Origin of the sequence: Thalassoglobus sp., from assembly GCF_048270125.1 — a bacterium.
Taxonomy (GTDB): Bacteria; Planctomycetota; Planctomycetia; order Planctomycetales; family Planctomycetaceae; genus Thalassoglobus.
The window spans coordinates 298,565-322,734 of sequence record NZ_JBLWTN010000003.1; the positions used below are offsets into that span (position 1 = coordinate 298,565).

General features: G+C 51.0%; 22 protein-coding genes. 9 read left to right on the plus strand and 13 right to left on the minus strand.

The features are described 5' to 3' along the window. Nucleotides 1-45: 45 nt before the first annotated feature. The 8 genes from ACN0YR_RS05540 to ACN0YR_RS05575 all read right to left on the minus strand — a co-directional run bounded on the left by ACN0YR_RS05540 (nt 46) and on the right by ACN0YR_RS05575 (nt 6,281). A complete protein-coding gene (locus tag ACN0YR_RS05540; protein WP_417848194.1) occupies nt 46-1,572 on the minus strand; it encodes an aldehyde dehydrogenase family protein in 1,527 nt (508 codons plus the stop codon). Between the two features lie 71 nt (nt 1,573-1,643). After that, nucleotides 1,644-2,123 (minus strand): hypothetical protein, encoded by a 480-nt coding sequence (locus ACN0YR_RS05545; RefSeq protein ID WP_417848195.1) that lies wholly within the window; start codon nt 2,121-2,123, stop codon nt 1,644-1,646. Further along, entirely contained in the window at nt 2,120-2,440 is a 321-nt protein-coding gene (locus ACN0YR_RS05550; RefSeq protein ID WP_417848196.1) for a EutN/CcmL family microcompartment protein, read from the minus strand. The genes ACN0YR_RS05545 and ACN0YR_RS05550 overlap by 4 nt, the downstream gene beginning before the upstream one ends. Nucleotides 2,441-2,679: 239 nt before the next feature. Continuing rightward, nucleotides 2,680-3,867, minus strand: a complete 1,188-nt coding sequence (locus ACN0YR_RS05555) for an acetate/propionate family kinase (RefSeq protein WP_417848197.1) — start codon at nt 3,865-3,867, stop codon at nt 2,680-2,682. A 121-nt stretch (nt 3,868-3,988) separates the two neighbouring features. Beyond that, nucleotides 3,989-4,252 carry a BMC domain-containing protein gene (locus ACN0YR_RS05560; RefSeq protein WP_145195264.1) on the minus strand — a complete coding sequence of 88 codons (264 nt, stop codon included), beginning with the start codon at nt 4,250-4,252 and terminating at the stop codon, nt 3,989-3,991. Nucleotides 4,253-4,338: 86 nt separating this feature from the next. Then, nucleotides 4,339-4,635, minus strand: a complete 297-nt coding sequence (locus tag ACN0YR_RS05565) for a BMC domain-containing protein (RefSeq protein WP_417848198.1) — start codon at nt 4,633-4,635, stop codon at nt 4,339-4,341. 101 nt (nt 4,636-4,736) lie between these two features. Beyond that, complete coding sequence (pduL, locus tag ACN0YR_RS05570; RefSeq protein WP_417848199.1) at nt 4,737-5,462, minus strand: phosphate propanoyltransferase; 726 nt, start codon at nt 5,460-5,462, stop codon at nt 4,737-4,739. A 66-nt stretch (nt 5,463-5,528) separates the two neighbouring features. After that, nucleotides 5,529-6,281, minus strand: coding sequence for a DeoR/GlpR family DNA-binding transcription regulator (locus ACN0YR_RS05575; protein WP_417848200.1), 753 nt, complete (start codon nt 6,279-6,281; stop codon nt 5,529-5,531). A 324-nt stretch (nt 6,282-6,605) separates the two neighbouring features. On the opposite strand from ACN0YR_RS05575, the gene ACN0YR_RS05580 reads away from it, so the two are divergent. From ACN0YR_RS05580 to ACN0YR_RS05595, 4 genes are read left to right on the plus strand one after another with little or no spacing between them, the layout of a single operon-like run. Next, the gene (locus ACN0YR_RS05580; RefSeq protein ID WP_417848201.1) at nt 6,606-7,559 is read left to right on the plus strand and encodes an AAA family ATPase; all 954 of its coding nucleotides are present in this window, start codon (nt 6,606-6,608) and stop codon (nt 7,557-7,559) included. Next, nucleotides 7,556-8,791 (plus strand): DUF58 domain-containing protein, encoded by a 1,236-nt coding sequence (locus ACN0YR_RS05585; RefSeq protein ID WP_417848202.1) that lies wholly within the window; start codon nt 7,556-7,558, stop codon nt 8,789-8,791. The genes ACN0YR_RS05580 and ACN0YR_RS05585 overlap by 4 nt, the downstream gene beginning before the upstream one ends. Next, a complete protein-coding gene (locus ACN0YR_RS05590; protein WP_417848203.1) occupies nt 8,788-10,887 on the plus strand; it encodes a transglutaminaseTgpA domain-containing protein in 2,100 nt (699 codons plus the stop codon). Before ACN0YR_RS05585 ends, ACN0YR_RS05590 begins: the two co-directional genes overlap by 4 nt. Then, the gene (locus tag ACN0YR_RS05595) at nt 10,880-11,137 is read left to right on the plus strand and encodes a hypothetical protein (RefSeq protein WP_417848204.1); all 258 of its coding nucleotides are present in this window, start codon (nt 10,880-10,882) and stop codon (nt 11,135-11,137) included. The genes ACN0YR_RS05590 and ACN0YR_RS05595 overlap by 8 nt, the downstream gene beginning before the upstream one ends. Nucleotides 11,138-11,266: 129 nt before the next feature. Here ACN0YR_RS05595 and ACN0YR_RS05600 read toward each other — a convergent pair whose 3' ends face one another. From ACN0YR_RS05600 to ACN0YR_RS05620, 5 genes are all read right to left on the minus strand, one after another. Next, entirely contained in the window at nt 11,267-12,310 is a 1,044-nt protein-coding gene (locus ACN0YR_RS05600; RefSeq protein WP_417848205.1) for a tRNA dihydrouridine synthase, read from the minus strand. 299 nt (nt 12,311-12,609) lie between these two features. After that, entirely contained in the window at nt 12,610-13,275 is a 666-nt protein-coding gene (locus ACN0YR_RS05605; RefSeq protein WP_417848206.1) for a hypothetical protein, read from the minus strand. A gap of 69 nt (nt 13,276-13,344) precedes the next feature. Next, nucleotides 13,345-14,967 (minus strand): thioredoxin family protein, encoded by a 1,623-nt coding sequence (locus ACN0YR_RS05610; protein ID WP_417848207.1) that lies wholly within the window; start codon nt 14,965-14,967, stop codon nt 13,345-13,347. Then, nucleotides 14,964-15,575: a hypothetical protein gene (locus tag ACN0YR_RS05615; RefSeq protein ID WP_417848208.1), complete on the minus strand. Its 612-nt coding sequence runs from the start codon at nt 15,573-15,575 to the stop codon at nt 14,964-14,966. Before ACN0YR_RS05615 ends, ACN0YR_RS05610 begins: the two co-directional genes overlap by 4 nt. A 229-nt stretch (nt 15,576-15,804) precedes the next feature. Further along, nucleotides 15,805-16,836 carry an acyl-CoA desaturase gene (locus tag ACN0YR_RS05620; RefSeq protein WP_417848209.1) on the minus strand — a complete coding sequence of 344 codons (1,032 nt, stop codon included), beginning with the start codon at nt 16,834-16,836 and terminating at the stop codon, nt 15,805-15,807. Nucleotides 16,837-17,146: 310 nt separating this feature from the next. On the opposite strand from ACN0YR_RS05620, the gene ACN0YR_RS05625 reads away from it, so the two are divergent. The 5 genes from ACN0YR_RS05625 to ACN0YR_RS05645 all read left to right on the plus strand — a co-directional run bounded on the left by ACN0YR_RS05625 (nt 17,147) and on the right by ACN0YR_RS05645 (nt 23,971). Continuing rightward, on the plus strand, nt 17,147-17,542 hold the full coding sequence (locus tag ACN0YR_RS05625) for a Dabb family protein (RefSeq protein ID WP_417848210.1): 396 nt from the start codon (nt 17,147-17,149) through the stop codon (nt 17,540-17,542). A 404-nt stretch (nt 17,543-17,946) separates the two neighbouring features. Further along, a complete protein-coding gene (locus ACN0YR_RS05630; RefSeq protein WP_417848211.1) occupies nt 17,947-19,224 on the plus strand; it encodes an adenylosuccinate synthase in 1,278 nt (425 codons plus the stop codon). A 436-nt stretch (nt 19,225-19,660) separates the two neighbouring features. Next, entirely contained in the window at nt 19,661-23,350 is a 3,690-nt protein-coding gene (gene metH / locus ACN0YR_RS05635; RefSeq protein ID WP_417848212.1) for a methionine synthase, read from the plus strand. 103 nt (nt 23,351-23,453) lie between these two features. Next, nucleotides 23,454-23,708, plus strand: coding sequence for a FeoA family protein (locus tag ACN0YR_RS05640; protein WP_417848213.1), 255 nt, complete (start codon nt 23,454-23,456; stop codon nt 23,706-23,708). Between the two features lie 11 nt (nt 23,709-23,719). Then, complete coding sequence (locus ACN0YR_RS05645; RefSeq protein WP_417848214.1) at nt 23,720-23,971, plus strand: FeoA family protein; 252 nt, start codon at nt 23,720-23,722, stop codon at nt 23,969-23,971. Nucleotides 23,972-24,170: the final 199 nt, after the last annotated feature.

The following is a 24,170-nucleotide window of genomic DNA, read 5'->3' on the forward strand; positions in this document are numbered from 1 at the left end:
CATCTTAGGGTTTAAGAGGACTTCTACACTATTGTCAAAACCTCTCTAGACCACTCGCAGTTCGTCGACCATGACGCATCTTCGGGTTCTTGTGAATGTGCCGGGGTTGGTGACTCCTTCTCCGGTGGGAGTGGCGACGCTGAAGGAGAGGTAACCTTCTCCGCCGAGCCCCAAGCCAGCCATTGAAGGACCGTTCTTGACGAACAAGGTCGTGTCCATCAATTTGCCCATCACAGTCATTGCGTGGACATTTCGTGAGTGAATGATGGCTGTGTGGCCGAAACCATGTTCGAATTCATAGGCGAGTTCGATGGCGTGCATCGTATCGCGGGCTCGTACGAATGGGATGAACGGCATCATCTGTTCTTCGGGAACAAACGGGTTGCTGGTGTCGGTTTCGGCGTACAGGATTTCCGTGTTTTGCGGAATATTGAGTCCAATGTGCTGAGCGAGAACTGCGGGGTCTGCTCCGATGAAATCGCGATTGAGAACAGGGTGACCACCTGGTTCTTTCGGAGGAGCAAAGGCAAGCTTCGTGAGGGCATCTGTTTGCTGAGCATTTAAACGATACCCGCCATGGCGACCGACCGCTTCCATCAGTTGATCGAAAATACTCTGGACCGCGAAGACTTCTTTCTCGCCAATGCACAGCAGGTTATTGTCGAATGCAGCCCCAGCCACAATTGATTTTGCTGCGTTTTCGATGTCAGCTGAGTCGTCGACTACGACTGGAGGATTTCCCGGTCCAGCGACGACTGCGCGTTTTCTGGCACCCAGAGCGGCTCGTCCAACTGCGGGGCCACCCGTTACGCAGAGCATGCGAACGTTGCGGTGATGGAAAATTTCGTTGGCTGATTCAATTGTCGGTTCACCGATAATGGTGATCAGATTCTCGATGCCGATCTTTTCTGCAATGGCTTTGTTGAATGCCTGAACGCCTTCGCAGGCAATCCGTTTTCCCGAGGGGTGCGGGTTAAAGATGATGCTGTTTCCAGCTGCCACCATGTTGACGATGTTACCAGCGAGTGTCGGAAGCGAGTGCGTCACCGGTGTGATCGCGCCAATGACTCCGAATGGGGCACGCTCTTCGAGTGCGATCCCGTGGTCGCCGCTGAAGCAGGTTGGATTGAACCATTCGACTCCAGGGACTTGTTTGATGATGCGAAGTTTCGCTTTCTTGTGATCGAGTCGACCGATCTTTGTTTCATCGAATTCTTTCTGGCCCCACTCGTCGGCACGCTCATCGCACATGTTTTTGACGATGTCGATCACGGTTTTCCGGTCAGCAATTGATTTCTTCTTCAGTTGCTGAAAAGCTCCATTGGCAGCAGCGACTGCTTCATCGACGGAGCTGAATACACCGAAGTTTCCGCCACCGCTAAACCCGTTTGAGGCGGCACTTGTCCGTGACGCTGTTCCATTCGAGACGACGGGAATGCCGTTCGGGTTTGATTGAGGATTCAACGCTGGCGAACCGGTCAGCTGTCCACCATTCACTTGCCGTGGAGATTTTCCCAATTCCGCCAGAACTTCTTCAACGACGGATCGAATTGTTTGTTCAGTTGTGTTCATGTTTGATTAATCTCGTATTGGGCGAACAATTGGTTTAGTCGGAGACTTTAAGTCTCTGGCTAAAGGTCGTCTTACGAATAGGATTGCTGTGATTCGGCGTAATGTTTGAAGCGGGTTTTTGTGGGGAAGTTTGTCAGCATGAATAAGACAAGCGTGCCGACTATTCCCAGCGACCACCAGTTTTTCTCAAGGATGTAGGCGACGATATTCATGAAACAGCCACCCTCAAGGAGAGCGAAACCGATGATGGTTCGCAGCTGCATGACCTGATACGGCTTGTTTTCCGGAGTGACCGGAATACTTCGGCGGCCGTACTGGCTGTCGATCACTTGTTCCGTTACGAATGCTGAGACGAAAAAGAACATGACAATTTGTGGAAGGGTCACTGCTGCCATCACTGCACTGACTAACGTTCCCTCACTTGCGACATTCACTCCACCGACAGCAAAAACGGCAACTCCGCAAAATGCAACAACTCCTGCAATCAACGCAGCTGCGATGATCTGTGATGTTCGGAGAATTGCCTCTGGTGTTCCGGAGTGCCTGTTCATTCTGAGTCGTCTCCCGCATCGAAGATTGCATTATGTCCGACTTGAACATTATCGACGATCCCGATGATGGCGCAATCGATCGGAAGTGTTTTCGTATCCTCAGTAAATCGAGCGCTTGACCCCTGCACGATCAGTACGACTTCTCCTTCACCGGCACCGACGGCATCGACGGCGATAAACGTTCGTCCTGTCGGTTTGAGTGAATTCTTATTCTGTTCATCAATCCGCAACGGTTCCACGATCAACAATTTCTGGCCAACCATCGTGTTGACCTTGTGCGTCGATGTGACGTTACCGGTGATTTTGGCTAAAAACATTTTGGTGTTACCACTGAGTCACGGAGAGATGGAGGAAGTTCGTGGAGGCGTCTTTTGATTCCATCTCGCATCATTTCCACTTGGAAGTTCGACAGGAATTCAATTCGAACTCCTGTCAGTTTTAAGTCGGTGAATAATTGTGCTTAATGAATAGGGGGATTTTTTCTTGTCGTTTTGATCTCGGGAATCTATTTCAAAAGGATTTCTTGAATTACTGTTTTTGCTTGGGTGGAAAGTACTCATTTCTGGACGAGGTTCGCTGTCTGTCTGGCAACGACGAGCTCTTCGTTTGTGGGAACGATCCAGATTTGGATTTTGCTGTTGTCAGCGGAGATTTTTCCTTCCCCTCGAGTGGAACTGTTTTTGTCGTTGTCGAGTTCGATACCAGCGAAGGTCATTTCTTCGCAGACCTTGCTTCGAATCGCATCGCTGTTCTCTCCGATCCCTCCTGTGAAAACGAGTGCGTCTGCCCCATTTAAGACAGCAAGGTACTGGCCGATGTACTTCTTGATGTCCGCGGCATAAACATCGACAGCAAGCTGTGCCTGTTCGTTTCCGTTGTCGGCTGCGATTTCGATATCTCGACAGTCGTTGGAAACACCACTGAGTCCGAGCAGTCCTCCCTGTGTCGACAATTCATCTAGTAGTTCGTCGTAATCTTTACCACTGAGCCGTTTCACGAGCCGCAGTGCGAATGGGTCGAAATCTCCAACGCGATTGTTTTGTGGCAATCCAGATTGTGGAGTCATTCCCATTGAAGTCGATTGCGACAGACCACCGAGCATGGCGCAAATTGAACTACTCCCTCCGAGGTGGCACGAAATGACTTTCGCGTCCTCTTTCCCGAGTAACTCTGCCATTCTCGTTCCAATGAAGCGGTGACTTGCTCCGTGAAATCCCCAGCGACGAACTTCGTATTGCTGGGTCCATTGGTAAGGGACTGAATAAATTCGGTACTTTTCCGGGATCGTTTCGTGGAAGGCTGTTTCCAACGCTGCCACGAGGGGGATCTTCGGGAATGATGCCTGAAGTTGACGCATCGCCCGGACGTATGGCGGATTGTGAGCAGGAGCAACGTCAGCGAGGTTTTCCATCGCTTGCAACAGCTCTTCGTTGACGATCTTGATGCCACTCAACTTGCCAGCGAAGACCGCTTTGAAGCCAATCGCAGCGACTTCATCGACGGAGCTCAGGCAACCGGTGTCGGAGTGCATCAGTTGATCCAGACACATCTGCACAGCGGCAGCGTGGTCCGGAATGTGTTTGGTTTCTTTGGCAGCATGGCTTCCAATTTCAACAACACAATTCGACTCTGCATCTTCTCCAATCCGGTCGATTCCTCCACGTGCCAACTGCTGCTCGGTTTCCATGTCGAACAGTCGGTACTTGAAACTCGTCGAGCCAAGATTTGCCACCAGGATCTTCACAAGTGCACTCCATTGGGGCGGACACTTAAGTGTCCGGCGAACTTTAACCGGTCTAGAAACCTCTGGAATGAACGCTTTCTTCAGTCTATAGAAGAACAAAACCAGGTTTCAGGATCAGTTCTTAAAAGTTTTCCATCAACCCGTTCGCTGGACGCGGCAGGATGTGTGCGCTGACGAGTTCGCCAACTTTGGAGGCTGCTGCGGCACCGGCATCGACAGCGGCGCGGACGGAGCCGACATCGCCTTTGATGATTGTGGTGACGAATCCGCCACCGATTTGTACTTGCTTTACGAGGGAAACGTTTGCTGATTTCAGCATCGCATCCGACGACTCAATTGTCGCAATCAGGCCTTTGGTCTCGACCATTCCAATCGCTTCGTTCATTTTGATTCCTTGATCAAACAGTGTCTGTTGTCTAAACGTGGTCACAATGTTCTTCTCGAAAACTGCGGTATCCACGGAGACGGAAACTATTTCGAGCTAGCTTTCTTGGAAGGGAGGATGGATGCCAACTCTTCGTGTGGTCGTGGAATGACCTGGACGCTGACAACTTCGCCGATTTTACTGGCAGCACCGGCACCAGCATCGACGGCAGCTTTGACAGCTGCGACATCGCCTGTCAGGAAGATGGTGACGAGACCACTTCCGACTTTTTCCCAGCCAACCATTTCAACGTTGGCAGCTTTGAGTGCAGAATCAGCCGCTTCGATGAGGCAGATGAGTCCCTTCGTTTCGATCATTCCGAGGGCTTCGGAAACTTTAGCCATAGCAGTATTCTCCAAATAAGGATCAAGGGGTTGGGAGTGGTTCAGGGGTTTGAGTTCAGGCTTAGGGAAGCTCCCTAAACGCTAAACTTGAATCCTGAGGTTTATGAGTGGCAGGCACAGGCGCTGCTGTTGGGTTTGATTAATTCGACGTTTGTCGCTTTGGTCAAGTTGATGGCGTTGCCTTCATCGGTGTCGAGGTGAACTTCAAGTTTGATCTTGTTATCTCCCCCTCGGACCGAAACGTTTTCAAGGACGGTTGTGCAACTGGGAGACTCGACTCGCAAGTGCATGAGATCTTTGTCTTGAACGCCATAAGCTGCCATGTCGGCGGGCGACATGTGAACATGTCGCATGGCTCTGATAACACCTTCGTTGAGTTCGATGCTGCCCGCAGGGCCAACGATTAGACAGCCTGGAGTGCCAGCAGTATCTCCGCTGATACGGACAGGGAGGTCCAGTCCAAGCGAAATGGCATCGGTGAAAGCGAGCTCAACTTGAGACGCTCCGCGGCAGGGACCTAAAACGCGGACTTCAGGTAACATCCGACGTCGTGGTCCAACGATGGCAACTGTTTCCTCAGCTGCGTAATAGCCTTCCTGGTACAGCCATTTCATCGGTGTGAGGGTGCGACCTTTACCGAACAGAATTTCAACATGCTCTTCGGTGAGGTGGCAGTGCCGAGCAGAGATGTTGACCTTCAGAGGATTCGGTTTGCCAGTTACGGGGGCTTGCTGCTGTAGTCCCACGCCTTGTAATTGACGGTTCAAGACCGAGCGGACAACACGTTCGACGTCACTTCGAGAAAGAGTATTTCCAACCGCTGACATGTCTGGGGCATCCCTTGTTTCAAACGAAATTATTGGCTGCGTGTTTCGTTGTTCTTGGTACGACTGCTAATTGGCGACGATGCATTCAATGTTGAGTTTTTCAAGTCGCGTTAACCATTCTTTGGGGGTGTTTTCATCAACAACCAATTTATGCACGATCTCGAGTGGACCCAAGTGCGCCAGTTCAGAGTGTCCGAACTTGGTGTGGTCAGCGACCACGATCACTTCATCCACAGATTCGATCATCTGGCGTTCTGTTTCCGCCAGTAATGAATTGGTATTGAAGAGCCCCCGTTCAGTAATTCCGCCAACGCTCATGATGAGTCGTCGGGCGTGAACACGTTTCAGGGCTTCAATTGTCAATTCCCCCAATGCGACTCCGGTTTTCGGGTAGACGTATCCGCCGAGATAAATCAGTTCGACGTCCGCAACTCCGACTAAATGGTTCGCGATCGGAAGTGAGTTTGTCACGACTTGCAAACCTTTGCCCGCAAGATGTTTCGCCACTTCCAGGGTTGTGGTTCCACCATCGAGGATGATCGTCTCCTGCCGACCAATTAATTCTGCTGTTGCACGACCAATTTTTTGCTTCTCAGTCGATGCGAGGTTTCTTCGGACGTCGAAACCGGTCAGGGCATCGCCAACATACGATGCTCCCCCACGTGTTCGTCGTACCTGTCCAATACCTTCAAGATATTCCAAGTCTCGCCGTATAGTGGATTCGCTGACATTAATTGCGCAGGAAAGCTCTCCTAGAGATATAAACCCCTTGGATTGTATGACTTGCGTGATTTCGTCGCGTCTTTCTTCAACGAGCACAATAACTAAACCCGTTTTGCGTGAGTTCTCTAAGTTCTCTGATTCTGCCGTCAGTTGGATTGATATTCAACTCGAAATGACCAGGAGTTGTCAAATTCTTCCAAAAAGTTTCACGGGATTGCGGTTTTCATGAAAATGGTGGCAGCAACGTCCACTTCAGTTTGAGTCGACTGAAAATGTCAAATTCCTCATCTCAAATCGGTTTCTTTTACCGTACTAGCTGGAGCGGACTCCTTTCTCTCATTACTCTTCATTCGACTGAGGGAATCCCAACGACCGATTCAGGTGGTACAGTCGTTTCACTTAGAAGGTGAAAGAACGAATATGGGTGGTGAACTTTTGACGACCTCTCGATCTGAGAAGCTCGAAGCTCTTCGCAAGAGCCTCTCCGCAGTGATTCGCGGAAAAGACGAGACGATCGAGATTCTTTTGATTGCTTTGTTTGCGGGCGGGTCAGTTTTGATGGAGGATGTCCCCGGAGTCGGGAAGACAACTCTCGCCAAGGCGCTGGCGCGGTCGCTCGATGCGGAATTCCGTCGCGTGCAGTTCACGCCTGACTTACTCCCATCAGATATCCTTGGCTCATCTGTTTATTCTCCCAAGGATGGCAGCTTCACTTTCAAGAAGGGGCCGATCTTTTGCAGCATCCTCTTGGCAGACGAAATCAACCGAGCCTCTCCCAGAACGCAGTCCGCACTGCTGGAGTCCATGAGTGAAGGGCAGGCGACGATTGAAGGTGTGCGGCATCACTTGCCATCGCCGTTCCTCGTACTGGCGACTCAGAATCCGGTCGATTTTCATGGAACCTATCCGCTCCCGGAAGCACAACTGGATCGTTTCCTGGTGCAGCTACATGTCGGCTATCCCGAGCCTGATATGGAAATTGAGATGTTGTATGATCGGGCGGTGACGCTCCCTATTAATTCTGTTGAAATCGTCATGACGATGGAAGAGGTCACTGAGATTCAGAAGTCAGTCCGGGAAGTTCAGATGGAACGAAGCCTTGCGCGTTATCTCGTCGACCTTGTCTCAGAGACTCGAACTCACCCGATGTTGAAACTTGGAGTCAGTCCGCGCGGCAGTCTCATGTTCTTTCGGGCAGTCCAGTCGGCTGCGTATCTAGCAGGTCGAGATTTTGTAATCCCGGATGATATTCAGAAGATGGCTCAGCATGTGTTACCGCATCGGTTAAGCTTAACTCCAAAGGCACGCTACGGAAGTCTGACTCGTTTACAGGTCGTTCAGCAAATTGTCAGTGAGGTTCCGGTTCCCGTATGAAACGTCGCGATCCATTAATGGTTCGTCTCACCAGATTTCTGGTGGGTTTCAAGATGACTCCGTTTGGGCGGGTCGCTGTCTTGGGGATTTTCTTGGGTGCTTTAGGTGGCGTGACGATCGAAATTCCGGTCTATCAGATTTTTTGTGGCTGGGTCTGTCTGTTTGGGTTTATCGAAACGACAGGAATCTTACTCAGGCCGAAGCTCGAGCTGAAAGCGTGGTTCCCAGATAAGGTCATCGAAGGTGAGTCGGTCACTGGATATGTGGCCATCACGAATGTCGGCATGTTTCCAGCTTGCGATATTATGTGTGCTCTGCTGGGAATGCCTGAAGGGCTGCGGCATCTTGATGCGGATTTCTCCATTCCAACAATCCCCAAGGGGAAGCAGATGACACTGCCAGTCACTGTTCAAGCTAAAAAGCGTGGCAACTATCTTCTGCCGGGAGCGCGGATTCACAGCACCTTCCCATTTAATTTGATGCGATTTGGAAAGGCTCAAACTGACCAGTGGGAGCTGCGAGTTCTGCCTGCGTTTTCACCGCTCGAACAGTTTGAGATTCCGTTTTCCCGAAAGACGCAGGCAGACGGAGCGAGTGTCGAAATCCGAGTCGGAGATTCTCCTGAGTATATTGGAAATCGAGACTACACTCCCGGAGAACCAGTCAGGCGTCTCGACTTCAAGGCTTGGGCAAGAGTGGGACGACCGGTTGTTCGTGAATATCAGGATGAACTCAATTCGCAGGTTGCCATCTTTCTCGATACTCATCTTCCGCGTCGTTGGAAACGAAAGCGAAAAGATCATTTGCGGTTAGAAGCTGCTGTAAGTTTGACTGCCGCGATTGCTCACCAGATGGACCAACGCGATGCGTCGGTCGAAGTCTTTCTGGCGGGAGCGGATCTCTTTCTCTTTCAGCCAGCTGCCGGAGTGACACACTTTGAGAGTGTGATGGAGGTGCTTTCAGGAACCGAGTTGACGGATTCAGAATCGCTTTCGCAGTTGGCTCCTGTGATCTCCGATTCGTTGGAAGATGTTGCGGTTGTGTTTTGCGTTTTTGTTGACTGGGATGAATCACGAGAACAATTTGTTCGCGGGATCGTCGAGTCCGGCTGTGCCGTTCGTCTGTTGTTGGTCTCGGAATCGGAGCCAGGGATTCCCATTGCGTACGATGAAGGAGAGTTCACAACTCTCAATCCACGAGCGATTCTTCTTGGTGAGGTTCGCGAGTTGTGAATCACAAAGCAGCACAATACCGGATTTTTTTCAGTTCCCAGCGAACGGCAGCTGTGGGAGTGATTCTGATTCAGTGTGCTGTGCTGTTCATCATGATGGAAGCGGCAACGTTTTCGATTTGTGCTGCTGTACTTGCCTGTTGTGGACTGCTCGCACATAAAAAAGACTGGCTGATTTCACTTCCGGGTGACTTCTGGGTTTTTCTCCTCGCTGCTGTCTTTGTGGTGAAATACTCTTTTGCGCCAAAAGAATTCGATTTAGACGACAGGTTTCTGTTCACCGACTTTACATATGAAGTCGCCATGTTCTGTGTCGTCGTAGAGCTGTGTCACTTATATCGCAAACAAAACCGTGAGAAATTACCAACATCATTTTTGGTGTTCGCGGTGATCGGATTGGTCTGCACCTGTAATGTTCGTTTGAATGGATTTCGGCGACTGGCCATGTTGCTGCTGACTCAATGCTTTCTTTTCATGAGCATGTTGTTTTCGATGAAGTCCCGCCGGTTTTCGCAAGTCAGACAACGGCGAGGATTGGTTTGGCGAAACTCGATTATGTGGGGAGTGCTGATCTGCTCGGCTGCAATGGGAACATCGTTGTCGGTCTTGCTTCATCGGTACGAGCATGTTTTCGAACGAGTCGTAAACGGTTATTTGGCGATTGGGGACCATGGGCCTGCCAGAAGCGGGTTTTCCAATCGGGGTGGGCTCAACGATATTTCCAGCTGGCAAAAATACGGCGGAGAAAAAGTGGCACTGCGTCTCGAGTCCGATTCGATGCCCGGTTACCTGCGTGGGAAGGTTTTTAATGAATTTCAAATGAACCGCTGGGTGACGACTGAGCGAAGTCAAACTTTAGCTCCGATTCCGCGAGAAAATTTTTCTGGCGAACTCACTGTTGGGTTTCCTGATGATGAGCACTTGTATTTGGTCTCCGAAACGCTTCCGGGGAAGAATCGAATCATCAATGTGTGGCCGGTCGAGCGTAAAACTGCGGGGCATTGTTTTGCACCGCTCGAAACGGTTGCTTTCACTTGTCGTTCGAGACCGGTCTCTGTTGATCGTAATCGGATCGTCGATCGACAAAGTGAACCAAACGTTGTCTCTTACTCTGTGATTGTTGAATCACAGCCGAGCCGTGATGAAGGAGTTGTCTCCAGCGATTTTCTGCAACTGCCTGGACATCTCGACGAACGCGTTCTTCAGGCAGCACAAGAACTCTTCGCTGATGCAGAATCACCGCAAGAGAAAATTCAGCTTGTTCAACAATATTTTCAGAGAAATTTTCAATATCGATTGGGGGTCGATCTTCCCAGCGGTGAAGACCCGCTTGGGTATTTTCTGGAACATCGGCCTCCCGCCCATTGCGAATTTTTTGCAACCGCCAGTGCCATTCTGCTGAGACTTGGAGGAGTCCCATCGCGATATGTCACAGGTTATCTCGCTCAGGAACAGAGTACCGCTGACAAGATGTGGGTGGCACGAAGTAAAGACGCGCACGCCTGGGTGGAGGCGTACGATTCTGATCAACAACGATGGGTGCTCGTTGAGTCGACACCAGAAGCCGGGGTTCCAAGTCCCTCTCAAACCGGCGTTTGGCAAAATCGTCGGGAGGCGGTCGCACAATATTTTCGTTCGCTGCGGGACAAATTTGTTCGTGGAAATTACCTTCAGGTTCTCTGGTTTTTATTGCAACCTCTCATGTGGGGGATCGTGGCAATCGGTGTCGGAGTTGGAATCCAGTTGCTGCTGAAGCGTCGAGTCCACCGGAATCCTGCATTGGAAGTGGATGAGTCAGAAGAGTGGCCCGAGCTGATTTTGGAGCGACAGAGGATGGACAATATGATGGCCCGAATTGGGTTTCAGCGTGAACCCGGAGAGACATCCACGCGATTTGCGGAGAGAATCGCTTTGGATTTGGAGAGCACACATGCTGCCCGACTGGCTGACTGGTATCGTCAGTATACGATTTGTCGCTATCGACCCGGGACGCGCAGAGAGAGTGTGGAAGCGTTGAGAGCAGAGCGGGAAACATTGAATCAGAAACGTTTCATGAGAATCAATGGATCGAGAGTCAGGAACATGACCAATGCTTGAACAACTTCTTGACCAGGTGGTTGTGCTCGATATGTCGAGTCCGTTCATTTTTATCGGTACGCTCGTCGAAGAAGGCCATCGTTATCTCGTTTTGAAAGATGTCGATGTTCACGATCTCCGTGACAGCAGTTCGACCCGTGAAGTTTATGTTCACGAAGTCCGCACACATGGACTCGCCCCAAATCGAAAACGGGTGCTCGTTCAGAAAGACCGAGTCGTCAGCCTTTCACGACTCTCTGATGTCTATTGAGATGTCTAATGAACGGTGAGGCTCTGCGGCAGAAGTGAGAGTCGTGTAGATGTGAGACTTCAATAGATTCAAGAGCTTTGAGTGTGCTCTGCATTCCCGTTTTGTTCTTCAGTGAATTTTGAACACGGATCAGCTTTGGGCTTCATCAACATTTGGAAACTGACCGGGACCATCCTGGGTGTAGAAGTTCCTGATTAACTTCTCCCAATCGTCAGCTGTTTTCGATTTCCCGAAGGCCTTCCGGAGCTCATCAGCTTCAGGGTGGAGCCGGGCATACTTAAATCCGAATTTTCGAATAGAGCCCAAGGCGGAAGTTGGATCGTGGTTCTGGGCGAGCGAGAAGTGTTTCTCTAAGGCAACTCGCTGTTGGTGGATCGTTGGTGGAACTGGAACGATATTGTTGAGAAGCAGTTGTTGTGCCTGTTCGAAAATCCAGGGATTCCCGATGGCACCTCGGGCGATAGTCACGCCATCCACGCCGGTCTGCTCCAGCATGCTTACGCACGCTTCTGCGGAGAAGAGGTCTCCAGAGCCGAGGACGATTCGCTCTCCGGCTGCTTGCTTCACTTCTCGAAGGAAATCCCAATTGCTCGGTCCGCGATATTTTTGTTCGACAGTTCGGCCATGAACTGTGATCGCAGCTACACCCGCCAGGTAAGCTTGCTCCAGAATGTGAAAAAAATTGTCGCGGCTTTCAGTTGTTTCATCGATGCCGCGCCGCATCTTCACGGTGACCGGAGTTTCGAGAGGAACCGCGTCTCGGACACGCTTGATAATTTCGATCGCTGTTGCAGGTTGGCCGAGATGGTATCCACCTCGGCATCCGCCGATTGCAGACTTCACCGGGCAGCCGAAGTTGATATCAATGACATCAAATCCGGCATCGACAAGTCGATGGGCTGCCGGGACGAACATCTCGGGATCGGACCCCATCAGTTGAGCACCGACGGGATGATCGGCATCTTCGACTCGAAAATAGTGATTTGTTTTTCCGGACCCTTTGACTTCGCTCACGAACCGATCAATCATCACTTCAGCGACGGTATACGACGCTCCATAAGATCGGGCAAGTGACCGCATCGGCCAGTCGCTGTACCCGCTGAGAGCAGCTTGCACGAATGGATGTTCAAGTTCTAAGTGTCCAATTTGCAGCGGAGGTGATGTCACAGGCATTGAGAAATCGCAAAACTCAAGAAAGGCAGTCAAAGAACAAAAGAAGGCTCTGCCACCATAAGATAGCAGAGCCTCCATAGAACGAACCAGCGATGAACCAATTGCTATCTGTTGCAACCGTTGTGGATTGCATTCAGGTGCGTGCAATGTTGAGGCGGCTGGTTGTGCACCAACGGGCGAGGTGGAAGGAATAGACGGTAATCACCCCGACTTCGCATCGTTCTGCTTCGCGAGGTCGCGAGAGTTTCTCAATGATGCGAGAATCTTGAAGTCATTGAAGCAGTGCTGGATGCAAAACTTTATCCTGCGGATTCCGTGCGTCGATTTGGGCTGTCGTTCGGCCCGAGAGGTTCTTCCGAGGGGAGGACTTGAGCGATATCAACGCGGTTTAGATCTCCGCCAAAGGCGTCGAGATAACCAAGAATCTCTTGATAGTGACCGTAGATTCTCATGGAATCATAGCGTGTGATGAAACGGGTTCGGTCGCGACTGTTCAGGCGTGTCCAGGCAACAATCGTTTTGTCGAGGGCTCCCAGTAAGACGATAGCATGAGTGCTTTTCAGCTTGAGTTGTGACTGAATCGGAATGTCAGGATCACTGCCGTCGACTGCAAACGGAAGATCGATCAATCCACCCGATTGGTTTTGGATATCGTCTCCGCCGAATGGATTGGCTCCGACTTCGAGAGAGGTATTGGAGTCGATAGCGACTTCAATTTTGTCTCCAAGCGATTCATTGTCGGGATTGTGAGTGACACGGCGTCGCCAGCGATCGCAATGGACCAGTAAGTTCACAAGATGATCCTTGGTCGGATCGTCGAAGCCTCCACGGTCAGAGAGTTCATCATTGGCAAGCAGTTCCGCGCGCATCGTGAAGAGGGGGGAGAGGGCAGCTGCGATGTGCAGGTTGCGCATGGTGACGATTGCTCGTCGAAATTGTTCTTTTCCGGGATCGCCGATAGGCATTGGGAGAACTCCGTTTCAGGTTTGGTGAAGGTTGGACATCAGTGTGTTTTCGTGAGATGCTTTGATGCCTCACAAATCGTTGGTGTTTGCTTCAACTCGTGTCGAGAGTGGTGCGACTTCATCAACTCGCTGATCAATTGAGGACTTCAGTTGAGTCAGTGTCGTCTTGGTTTTCTCGTCTGCGGTTGCGGTGATTTTTTCCAGTTCGTCGTCGAGAAACATTCCTCGTAACGCATCAAGAACTGCCACACGTCCCTCTGATTGCCGGATCGCAAGAAGCTCACCTGCTTCATCCAACTGGCGGGGAAAGGGGTTGTTTGAAGTCAAAACGCTCCTTTCCTCTGATGGCAGACTTTTGTTGGAGGGTTGGACGAGCTTTGTTTTCCTTCTTGCTAAAAGGCGTGGCAAAACTGCAAGTGCAAAGCCCGCCAGACCTCCGCTCGCCGCTGTTCCGCTGAGGATTCCCACCTGGTACAAAAAACTGGAACCGACCGGAATCCACTTTTTCAACCATTGGAAACGAGGTGTCTGAGCAGTTTCCGGCTTGGCTGATTCAGGAAGTTTTGGCTTCGGCTCTTGCTCCTGCTTCTCTTCGCTCGGTATTTGTTCCGGAACAGCGATCTCTGTGTCGCCGCTTTCGGTGTTACTTCTTTCTGGTCTGGGATCCTGGTTGTTGGGATGTTCCTTTGGCGGCTCTCTTGTTTCGAGTAACTGACTCAGCAGGGACGTTTTACTTTCGAATCCGATGATTCTGCCTGACCGGGTTTGAAAGGTCGGCAGGTGTTGAATGTTGTGGCTGACTGCCAGGTCGCGGTGTTGATCGTAATCCAGGATGTGAATGTGGAAGGCGCGTTGAAGCTGGGAGCGAAAGGTCGAGTTGGAATTCCAGGCATTTGAAAACTGTCGACAGTTCGCACACCATTTCGCTGTCCAAACGATAAGCAGTGGTTTCGATTGGTCTTTGCACTGGCAGCGAAACGTTGTCTGGATCTGCGATGGCTTCGTTCGCCACTTTTCCCAACCATCGAGGAACTCCGGGATCGTCATTTTGTAAAGTGAGATCAATCGTGATTCGATGGGAGCTTCGATTCGCTGGAATTCAAGAAGAGTCGGAGGAGGGGCTAACGTGAGAAGATACTCGACGAGTGAAAACCCGACCGCGTAAACAGCAGCCATCTCTTCAGGGTTCTGTGGGTAGTCGAGTTCGTTGAGCCATTGTCTGGTGATGACTTCTGAAGGAACCTTCAGAGCCGCTTTTCGGAGAGAGTGTTTCACTTCTTCGGATTCAAACAGTGTGGCACAGCCTTCGTCGAGCCAGCGTTCGATTGGATGTCGAACCAGTGAAGCCCGGACAGCGTGGTCGACTTCATGGGGGATCACATCTCGCAGTAATAATGCGTGCGGACCTTCGAGGGTCATCGACCAGTCGAAGACTTCCCCGTTTTCAAAGCGGAATCGAGTTGCTCCTCCTCCTGAGTGTTGGGCATCGCGAACGGAGATTGGACAGGGACGAAACCAGTCTCCCGGAAGCGGGGAGCCTGTCCAGAAAATGGCAGATTGAAGTCGTGCATTCTCCGCAGTTGTTACGATTGCTGGATCAGCGCAGGTGAAGTTCTCTGCAAGAATTGGTCGGGAGAGTAAGAAAGCGAAAACGAGGGGCCAACATTTCGTCGAAGTTTGCTTTGAGTTCATAGTTCTTCCTGAATCGTTTCCACAAAGTGATATTTCCCGGAGCGAACGAGTTCCCGCATGAGTCTGGCAGGGTGAAAGCGAGTCGGGTTGCTGTGATTCATGCGGTTCAGACGCATCGCAACCGCAGCGACGAGTTCCGAGCAGAAGAGTTCATCAAGATTTGCCCCAGGGAAGAGTCGCGAAAGCTGAAACGCCCGAGTCCCGGAGAGCAGGGCACCCGTCATGTCGTACTGTTTGCCGCTGCGTACGAAATGGTTAATTAATATGGTTGAGAGAAGTTGCGATTCCGCAGCAGAGAGCTTGTTGATTGGCGTCAAGCGATAGAGGTCGACCTTCCCCGCATTCAAAACATAGTCGTTGATGCGGTCTCTCGGTCGATGTGCCTGTGCTCCGGCAACAGGTTCGCCTCGAATTAAACATGGCGAACGGCAGAGCGTCGTCGATTCAACCCAGACTAAATCGCCCTGAACTTCGCAAAGAATAGCAACGTGAGAGGGGCCTAGGAGAAGTTTGGGAGGGGAGAAAAAAGAGGCTGTTCCAAGGGAAATGAAACGTCCAGTCCAGTCGCTGCCGTAACAGGCAGCGATGTCACCAGGTTGGAAATTCATCAGTCGCGACCACCTTAGCGCATTTTCAATGCTGGTCGTGCCCGTGAAGCTCACTTTCATGACTTCATAGACCGCTCGCCACGAGGCTGAACGTTAAGACCAATAATGAATTTGCTGTCGTATCACACAAATAGGTTGTTCTACCTGTATGTGATGTGGTCGCGCAAAAAATGAGCCGCACGCTTCTGTTGAAGTGTACGGCTCATGTTAGTCGCAAAAAAGAAGGTTGTTACGCCTGTGATTTTTCCGGGATACGGTCGTCGACATCAACAGCTTGGCCGATGAATCGCAGGAAGCTGATTGCCCACCAGGTCGGATCGAGTTCCCACCATTTGTGACCGGCTCGTGCCAGACGTGGGTGAGCGTGATGGTTGTTGTGCCAGCCTTCGCCGTAAGCTGCGACAGCGACCCACCACAAATTGCGGGAAGCGTCTGTCGTTTCGTAGTTGCGGTACCCCCACAGGTGTGTTGCGGAGTTGACCAACCATGTACTGTGGTATGCAAGGACAACACGTACACACAATCCCCAGAGAAGCATTGGCAAACCACCAACGAACAGGAGTGTCAGGCCGGTCGCCCACAACCATAGCGGGAATGTCTTTTCGAAGAAGACAAGTGTTTTGTCTTTTGTGAGATCTGGAACATAGTGCTTGAAGAGCAATTCATCTTTGCGTTTCGGATGCTTGAGCATCATCCACCACAAGTGCGACCACCAGGCATCTTCGAGTGGTGAGTGTGGATCGCCTTCTTGGTCGGATTGTCCGTGATGTACACGATGAGTTGCAGTCCAGCGGAGTGGTCCACCTTCGCCAGCGATGACGCCGAAAAATGTTGCGACGACTTTCGAAGGCCATTTCAGTTTCAATGATCGATGAGAGAGGCAGCGATGGTACGCCAGGCAAATCCCGATACTGCAGGTGAGCCAATGCAGAACAACCGCCACAGCGAGTGCTTGCCAAGTGAAGTAGAAGGGAGCAATTAACGCTCCGACGTGCATGGCAATCATCCAGCTGGCAACCACCGGGTCGACATTTTTCCATGCCAGCCTGTTCGGTGAAAAGAAGTCCAAGATCTCCTGGCGTTCCTGAGCAGCCTGACTGAGTTGCTTTTTGGGTTGAGTTTCGAGCTCGAATTTTTCGTGCAGAGCATCGACATCGACACCATCGATGAGGTGGTCTTCGTTGACTTGCTCGACATCGATAGCGGGGGCAAATGCCTCGTCTTCGGAATCAGTCTCTGGGCGTTCTATGAGTGTTGACATGTTGAGTTGATCCTCATTTCAGTCATGTAATATCAGTCAGTTGGTTGATGCGGGATCTGTTCCGGGCTGGCCAGACCAGATTCGCATCCAGCGAGGTAGGTCTTATATCAGAACTTTCGGGGGTAAAGTGTCAGGGGGAGGCGAAACTTTCGTCAAAGTTGCGCAGCTTCTGTCACAGAAATGTCAACGGGCTCAAACCTGTTTGTATGAAAGGATTTACAGACCCTGTGGTTGTGCAGGAGAACCTCGTTTCGGTATGCTGAACCTTTGAAAAATTTGCTCAACGTTCTCATTCAAAGGAATTCGGACTATGAAAATATCGAAGACCATTTGCTGCCTGATCCTGTCAATCGTTTTTGTCGGCTTAGTCAACAGTGAGCTGCAAGCAGAAGAGAAGGAGCCAAAAGTGTTGAGACACGTCGTATTATTCACTTTTGCTGATGCCGCAACGGAGAAGCAAGTCGATGAAATCGTCCAGGAATTTGGGCAACTTCCTAAGAAGATTAAGCAAATTCAGGATTATGAATGGGGGCTGAATAACAGTCCTGAAGGTCTCAATAAGACGCACACGCACTGTTTTATCGTGACATTCAAGTCCGAAGAAGACCGGGATGCCTATCTCCCTCATCCTGCCCATCAGGCGTTTGTCGCCAAGCTTAAGCCGATTCTCAAAGATGTGACAGTTGTCGATTTCTGGGCAAAGTGAGAAACCTGAGCAAGAATTCTGAGTCCGTCGCCGATTTCAACATAACCCTGATTGTTGCGAATCGAGAGGCGGATCGGGCATGATTGATCACATTGCGGTAAAGTTTCTGGCTTTCAATATCCATCTTTCGGATTGCGGAACCAGTTCGCTGGCTGCGCGTGCATGTTGCTGGTGAAGACTCTAAACTTGATTTGATTCGGGAATAATCCGTCAGGATCTCTTGACGGATTTTTAATGCGCAAAAGCATACGAGCTGCTGCGATCCCACTCTCGGGTCAATGGAACAGGTTCTGCCTCGCGGACGACAGTGCTGTGTCAAATCAGATAACTTCTACTGCGGGCAGTTTTCGCGCGAATCGTTTCGACGCGATCTCTAGAATGCTTTTTGAAATTCAGGAATTGTTATGGCAGTGACGGCAGTCGTGGGGCTCCAGTGGGGAGACGAAGCGAAAGGCAAAATTGTTGATATTCTCGCCGACCAGCACGAGATTGTGGTCCGCTATCTAGGTGGGAATAACGCAGGGCATACCGTCATGTTTGGCGGAGAGACCTACAAACTCTCGCTTCTCCCGTCGGGAATCTTGCGTCCGGACGCGACATCAGTGATTGCCAATGGTGTCGTGATCGACCCCAAAGCATTGCTCAACGAAATCACATCGATCAAGTCTCAAGGCGTTCAGCTCGGTAAGCTTTTCATTAGTGATAAAGCTCATGTGATTTTTCCTTACCATGTAGCTGAGGAAGCGATTCTCGAAGCTCGTCGCGGCGATCAAGCGATCGGCACGACAATGCGCGGGATCGGAACTTGCTATCGAGACAAAGTCGGTCGAGCTCATGCTATCCGGATTGGGGATTTACTCCGCCCCGCACTCTTTCGCGAAAAGCTTGAAGATATCGTCGAAGCCAAAAACATCATTCTCAAAGCCTTCGATCCGTCAGCCAGTCTCCCTTCAGTTCAGGAGATTTACGACGACTACATGGGGTACATTGAGCAGCTCAAAGACTCCGTCATCGATACGACGTCGTATCTCCATCGTGAGCTCAAAAATGGGAGTTCCATGCTCTTCGAAGGAGCTCAGGGAAGTCTGCTCGATATCGATCACGGAACGTTCCCGTATGTGACCTCGTCGAACAGTTCTGGCTGCGGAATTCAAGCGGGAAGCGGTATTCCGAGTCGAATGATTGATCGCGTTATTGGGGTCGTTAAGGCCTACACAACTCGTGTTGGTGGCGGTCCCTGTCCGACTGAGCTGAACGACGAAACCGGTCAACATATTCGCGACGAAGGGAACGAATACGGCACAGTGACCGGTCGGCCACGTCGCTGTGGTTGGTTCGATGCCGTCGCGACCGCACACGGTGCCCGAGTGAGCGGAATCGATTGTATCGCAGTGATGCTGCTTGACGTTCTGAGCAAACTCGACGAAGTCAAAATCTGCGAAGCCTACGAGATTCATGGCGAGCGAACGACTGACTTTCCGAGCCAACTCGACGACCTCGCAGCTGCGAAGCCGATCTACAGAACGCTCCCCGGGTGGAAAACCGACATCACGAATGTCCGTCGACTCGAAGATTTTCCGAAGGAAGCCCGACACTACATCGACTCTGTTTCCGAACTGCTGGAATCTGAAGTTGGTTTCGTTTCGATCGGCCCAGATCGCGAACAAACCGTTATTTTATAATCGGCAGTGCGTACAATATTCGTGCCGCTGCTAACGCAGTGCCTGTGCCAGTGCCAACTCAGTAGTACTCAGTCCCAATATTGATGGCTGAGATGATGCGTGCTGGTACTGTGAATGCCGATCAGACTCGAGTTCAGAGCGATGGGTCAACAAAACATGTGTGTCGATCCATCGTCGCTGAACATTCAACTCCGAACATTGTTTAAACTCCGAGGGTCTTATTCACTCTAGAGCAAGTCCAGCGTAGGCTTTTACGTTCTGTCTCGTGGCGAGCAGTCTTTGAAGTCATGAAAGTGATCTTCATGGGCATGGCGAGCATGAAAAATGCTCTGACGACAACCTGAAAGAGTGGTCGTCGTCTTTGCTGGCGAACAGCGACTTCAGCAGGCTTGTTAGTGTTTCTTGATTCTGAAATTTCAACCCATATTTTATTATAATGTCATCAACCGAAGACAAACTGAACGAAATTCTCTCCGAACGCATTCTACTGCTCGACGGATCAATGGGAGCGTTGATTTTTTCTAACAACCCCAGCGAAGAAGACTATCGGGGGGAGCGGTTCAAGGATCATCCGATCGATCTTCGGAATCAGGCTGACATTCTCGCACTCACTCAGCCCAAGTTGATCGAAAGTGTCCATCGCAGCTACCTCGAAGCTGGTTCGGACATCATCGAAACAGATACCTTCACCGCCAGTATCATCACGCTTGAAGAGTACCAACTCGACCATCTGACATACGAAATTAATAAAGCGGCTGCCGAACTGGCGAAGCGGGTCGCTGAAGAATTCACAAAGAAAAATCCTGCTAAACCACGCTTTGTCGCGGGAAGTATCGGGCCGACAAACCGTCAGCTTTCGATGAATGCGGACGAGCCCGGCACACGTCCTGTCAAGTTTGACGATATGGTCGCCTCGTATGCCGAGCAGGTGCGCGGCCTCATCGATGGTGGGGTCGACATCCTCTTGCCCGAGACGTCTTTTGATACCTTGAACATGAAGGCGGCGCTCTTTGCAATCGATAACGTCTTCGAAGAGAAAAACGTCCGTCTTCCAATCATGGTTTCAGGAACCATTTTCGATACCGGAACATCATTGACCGGGCAGACGGTGGAAGCGTTCTATACATCTGTTTCGCACATGCCGCTGTTCAGTATTGGGTTAAATTGCGCGCTCGGTCCCAAGGAAATGCGGCCACACATCGAGTCTTTGCATGGCTTGGCGAATTGCAGAATTTCCTGTTATCCCAATGCTGGAATGCCGGATGGAATGGGCGGGTTTAATTCCAATCCGGAAGAAGTCGCTTCGAATATTCGGTACATGGCTGAGAACAACTGGGTCGACATTGTCGGGGGGTGCTGCGGAACGACTCCCGATTACATTCGCAAGATTGCGGAAGCGGTCGAGAATCTGCCTGCCCGAAAAATTCCTGCACTCTCCGGGGCGTCCAACTACTCTGGACTAGTCCGCTATGAAATTACACCAGAGTCCAACTTCAGCATGATTGGTGAGCGAACCAACGTGACTGGTTCGCGGAAGTTCGCCCGTCTGATCAAGGACGAAAAGTACGATGAAGCGCTTTCCATTGCACAAGGGCAAGTGGAAGGTGGCGCAAATATTATCGACGTCAACATGGACGAAGGGCTTCTTGATTCCGAAGCCTGTATGCAGAAGTTCCTGTGGCTCCTCTCTGATGATGCGATGACCGTTCCGATCATGGTCGATTCATCAAAATGGGAAGTCATCGAAGCTGGCCTGAAGTGCATTCAAGGGAAGGGGATCGTCAACTCGATCAGCCTCAAAGAAGGAGAGGAAGCGTTCCTGGAGCAAGCACGGATCATCCGAAAGTATGGTGCAGCTGTTGTGGTGATGGCCTTTGATGAGCAAGGTCAGGCCGTCGATGCCGATGAGAAAGTTCGCATTTGTAAACGGGCTTACGATCTCTTGACCACGAAGGCAAACTTCCCACCGGAAGATATCATCTTCGACCCGAACATTCTGACCGTCGCCACCGGAATGGAGGAGCATAACAACTATGCTGTCGAGTTCTTTGAAGCTGTCAGGCGGATCAAGGATGAATGCCCCGGTGCGAAAACATCTGGTGGTGTGAGTAACGTTTCGTTCTCATTCCGAGGGAATAACGTTGTCCGCGAAGCGATGAATGCCTGCTTCCTGTACCACGCCATCAAGGCTGGGCTGGATATGGGAATCGTCAATGCCGGTCAGTTAGAAGTTTATGATGAGATCGAGCCGAAGCTGCGCGAACTCATTGAAGATGTGTTGCTGAACCGCAATCCAGAGGCGACAGACCGGCTCATCGAATACGCTGATGAAATTAAGGAGAAAAGCTCCGGGAAGAAAGACGATACCGCAATCGCTGAGTGGCGGAATGGAACCGTCGAAGAGCGGTTGCAGTATGCACTGCTCAAGGGCATCACCGATCACATCGAAGCTGACACCGAAGAAGCTCGGCAGAAGTACGATCGCCCGCTGAATGTGATTCAGGGTCCGTTGATGGATGGAATGGCTGTGGTCGGGCAACTCTTCGGAACAGGAAAAATGTTCCTGCCCCAGGTCGTGAAGTCGGCCCGAGCGATGAAGAAATCGGTTGCTTACCTTGAACCGTTCATGGAGCAGGAGAAAATCGATGCCGGTCTGGAGGATGCTCCGGGACGGGGAACGATTGTTCTTGCGACTGTGAAGGGGGATGTTCACGATATCGGAAAAAATATCGTGGGGGTCGTCCTGCGCTGCAACAACTTTGATGTCATCGATCTCGGAGTGATGGTTGCAGCGGATAAAATTCTCGAGACTGCGATCGAGAAGAACGCAGATATTATCGGCCTCTCTGGGCTGATCACTCCTTCGCTGGAAGAAATGATCGTCGTGGCGAAGCAGATGGGACGGGACGGTTTTGAAATCCCGCTACTCATTGGCGGAGCAACGACATCCGCAAAGCACACAGCTGTTCGGGTGGCTCCTGCGTATTCCAACCCAGTCGTTCATGTTGTAGATGCCTCGCTTGCTGTACCAGCGGTCGAAGCTTTGATCGACAAAGATAAGCGAGCCGCATTCATTGAAAAGAATCTTGCGCAGCAAGAGAAGGATCGCATCGCCTTCGGTGCCCGGCAAGAGCGAAAACTCGTTCCGTACGCTGAGGCTTTTAAGCGACGACATCAGACCGATTGGGAGACGGTGGAGATCCCCACTCCTGCATTCCAGGGGACGAAAACTATCGAATCGATGGACCTTTCAAATCTTCGGGACTATATCGACTGGTCGCCATTCTTCAGTACGTGGGAACTGCGAGGAAAGTATCCGAAGATCTTTGAAGATGAGTTTGTGGGGACTGAAGCGAAGAAGCTCTTTGATGAAGCAAACGTGCTGTTAGACAAAATTATTTCGGAGAAGCTCTTTACTGCGAAGGGCGTTTACGGATTTTGGCCTGCTGTCAGCGAAGGGGATGATATTCATCTGTTTGCTCCAGACGCAGCCAACGCCGATGGCGAGCCGCTTGTCACCTTCCCGATGCTTCGCCAACAATGGGAACGCAAAGGGCAAAAAGACTTCCGCTGCCTCTCTGATTTCATCGCTCCGAAAGAGTCTGGACGCCTGGACTACGTTGGAGCCTTCGCGGTGACGGCCGGTCTCGGTTGTCAGGAACTCGTCGAGAAGTTTGATGCCGATCACGATGACTACAATTCAATCATGACGAAAGCTCTGGCGGATCGTCTTGCGGAAGCGTTCGCGGAGTTTCTCCATCTTCAAGCCCGAATCGACTGGGGGTATGGAGTTGATGAAGGGCTCAGTCGAGAAGAGCTGATTGCCGAGAAATACCGCGGAATTCGCCCCGCATTCGGATATCCCGCCTGCCCGGATCATACGCCGAAAAGAACTCTCTTCGATCTCCTCGACGCTGAGAAAATTACAGGGATTTCCCTGACGGAGTCCTATGCGATGTGGCCGGCAGCTTCGGTCTCCGGACTGTACTTTGCTCATCCGAATAGCCGATACTTCAGTGTCGACCGGGTGACCAAAGACCAGGTTGAAAGCTATTCCAGGCGTACCGGGATGACAATGGCCGAAACTGAGCGCTGGCTCGCCCCGAATTTGGGCTATGAGAGCTGATTCTCTCGTTTTTATCAGAAGAAATTGATTTGCACTGCTCCCTTTGGCTGTTACAATTCGATATCTTAATGAGACTGAGTCTCAATTTTAATGGTGAGCCGTTATGTCAGCTTCAATATCTGCCCCGATTGTTCCACTCGAAGTTCTACGAACGAACGAGTGCGGATGTGTTGCGGAGATCATCGCAAGTGATGAGTGGACACACCGATTGGGTGAGTTGGGCTTACGTGAAGGCGTAAATGTTCGAATGGTGAGAACCGGTGAGCCCTGCATTCTCGCGGTCGCTGGGCATCGTTTCACCTTTCGTTGTGATCCTTCAACGATGGTACTCATTAAATTGACCGAATCGACAGGGTGAGGTGAATAGACGTGGGGAATGAGAACCAACCGCGAACAACTCTCGCAGACTTGAAAGAAGTCGGCTCTCGAGGGTGTATTCTTGATGTCAGCGGAGACGATGCCGTCGCGATCCGCTTGATGGAAATGGGGCTGACCGAAGATGAAGAAATCGAGGTCATCGGCTTTGCCCCGCTCGGTGACCCGATCGAATACTCGATCCGTGGATATCGTATCTCGCTTCGATCGACTGAAGCCGCCCGCGTCAGCATTCGATCGATTTAGCAGGCCAGCTGTCTATCCAGTTCCATTTAAATCTGGACCACCTTGAATTTTGACAGGTTGCGTAAAGTGTCTCTCAAAGCAGTGACCATGGATGCGGTTCAAACAGTTTTGAGAGAACCGTATTCGTTGCAACTCATTTCAACCAAATATTTTATCCCATCACAACTGCAAAATGTGGTTTTGCACGAGCCCGTAAACT

Bases quoted from the DNA above. Each gene is read 5' to 3' on its own strand.
- ACN0YR_RS05595 (WP_417848204.1), top strand. From the start codon at position 10,880: ATGCTTGAACAACTTCTTGACCAGGTGGTTGTGCTCGATATGTCGAGT.
- metH (WP_417848212.1), top strand. From the start codon at position 19,661: ATGTCATCAACCGAAGACAAACTGAACGAAATTCTCTCCGAACGCATT.
- ACN0YR_RS05540 (WP_417848194.1), bottom strand. From the start codon at position 1,572: ATGAACACAACTGAACAAACAATTCGATCCGTCGTTGAAGAAGTTCTG.
- ACN0YR_RS05615 (WP_417848208.1), bottom strand. From the start codon at position 15,575: ATGAATTTCCAACCTGGTGACATCGCTGCCTGTTACGGCAGCGACTGG.
- pduL (WP_417848199.1), bottom strand. From the start codon at position 5,462: ATGTCAGCGGTTGGAAATACTCTTTCTCGAAGTGACGTCGAACGTGTT.
- ACN0YR_RS05565 (WP_417848198.1), bottom strand. From the start codon at position 4,635: ATGGCTAAAGTTTCCGAAGCCCTCGGAATGATCGAAACGAAGGGACTC.
- ACN0YR_RS05640 (WP_417848213.1), top strand. From the start codon at position 23,454: ATGTCAGCTTCAATATCTGCCCCGATTGTTCCACTCGAAGTTCTACGA.
- ACN0YR_RS05585 (WP_417848202.1), top strand. From the start codon at position 7,556: ATGAAACGTCGCGATCCATTAATGGTTCGTCTCACCAGATTTCTGGTG.
- ACN0YR_RS05550 (WP_417848196.1), bottom strand. From the start codon at position 2,440: ATGTTTTTAGCCAAAATCACCGGTAACGTCACATCGACGCACAAGGTC.
- ACN0YR_RS05580 (WP_417848201.1), top strand. From the start codon at position 6,606: ATGGGTGGTGAACTTTTGACGACCTCTCGATCTGAGAAGCTCGAAGCT.
- ACN0YR_RS05610 (WP_417848207.1), bottom strand. From the start codon at position 14,967: ATGAACTCAAAGCAAACTTCGACGAAATGTTGGCCCCTCGTTTTCGCT.
- ACN0YR_RS05545 (WP_417848195.1), bottom strand. From the start codon at position 2,123: ATGAACAGGCACTCCGGAACACCAGAGGCAATTCTCCGAACATCACAG.
- ACN0YR_RS05560 (WP_145195264.1), bottom strand. From the start codon at position 4,252: ATGAACGAAGCGATTGGAATGGTCGAGACCAAAGGCCTGATTGCGACA.
- ACN0YR_RS05620 (WP_417848209.1), bottom strand. From the start codon at position 16,836: ATGTCAACACTCATAGAACGCCCAGAGACTGATTCCGAAGACGAGGCA.
- ACN0YR_RS05600 (WP_417848205.1), bottom strand. From the start codon at position 12,310: ATGCCTGTGACATCACCTCCGCTGCAAATTGGACACTTAGAACTTGAA.
- ACN0YR_RS05630 (WP_417848211.1), top strand. From the start codon at position 17,947: ATGGCAGTGACGGCAGTCGTGGGGCTCCAGTGGGGAGACGAAGCGAAA.
- ACN0YR_RS05625 (WP_417848210.1), top strand. From the start codon at position 17,147: ATGAAAATATCGAAGACCATTTGCTGCCTGATCCTGTCAATCGTTTTT.
- ACN0YR_RS05605 (WP_417848206.1), bottom strand. From the start codon at position 13,275: ATGCCTATCGGCGATCCCGGAAAAGAACAATTTCGACGAGCAATCGTC.